The 643-nt window shown below is 43.4% G+C and carries 2 protein-coding genes; both read right to left on the bottom strand.

Annotated elements, in window-relative coordinates:
* Nucleotides 1–29 precede the first annotated feature (29 nt).
* A complete protein-coding gene (locus tag OGV50_RS00465; protein WP_001515713.1) occupies nucleotides 30–395 on the bottom strand; it encodes a hypothetical protein in 366 nt (121 codons plus the stop codon).
* Nucleotides 392–580 (bottom strand): conjugative transfer protein MobI(A/C), encoded by a 189-nt coding sequence (gene mobI / locus OGV50_RS23535; RefSeq protein WP_502873414.1) that lies wholly within the window; start codon nucleotides 578–580, stop codon nucleotides 392–394. The genes OGV50_RS00465 and mobI overlap by 4 nt, the downstream gene beginning before the upstream one ends.
* Nucleotides 581–643 lie beyond the last annotated feature (63 nt).

Genomic DNA, 643 nt, shown 5'->3' with positions numbered 1-643 from the left:
AAAATCGGCCCAGATCCGCGAAATTTTAATCAGCGAGTCAGCTTGGGAAGAAATGACCTGCTTATTCGCACCTTCCTTAGATTATTTTCTTCGTGCAATTCATTGAACCAGTCTTGAATTGCCTGCACTAGTTCGGGGTGCTTAACTGCATTGACCGTTCTGAATAAGGATGAAATGGCAATACTGACATCATCAAACCCTCTTATTACGGAACGATTACGTGCCGTGAGAAATCGGTTAAAGTCTGGCGTGCCTGGGGTAATAGTTACTGTAGCCATGCCGTAATGTTCATTTTTACTTTGCACGACCCTACGGCTATTATCGGACGCATGAGGGGAGCGGGTATTTACGTCAGGTACCTTATGCTCGCTTTCATTCATTGTTACATCGGTCATTGTGCCACCTCTGATTTTGAGTATTGACGGACTTTTCGTCCCAGTTCGATATATGCAGCATGGTAGAACTCAAGTAATTCTCTGTAGGGTTCCAGTAATCCCTCCGTTTTTTCAATCATTTCATATTCCCAGCTGGCATGATTAACAAAGCAGCTTTTCGTATATTTTCCAGGTGATGCTGCCAACTTACTGATTTAGTGTATGATGGTGTTTTTGAGGTGCTCCAGTGGCTTCTGTTTCTATCAGCT

Origin of the sequence: Citrobacter sp. CK180 (genome assembly GCF_030333655.1) — a bacterium.
GTDB lineage: Bacteria > Pseudomonadota > Gammaproteobacteria > Enterobacterales > Enterobacteriaceae > Citrobacter_B > Citrobacter_B koseri.
This window is presented reverse-complemented; position numbering and strand designations above follow the sequence as displayed.

Excerpts from the sequence above, each read along its gene's own strand:
- OGV50_RS00465 (WP_001515713.1), bottom strand. The coding sequence starts at position 395 with ATGACCGATGTAACAATGAATGAAAGCGAGCATAAGGTACCTGACGTA.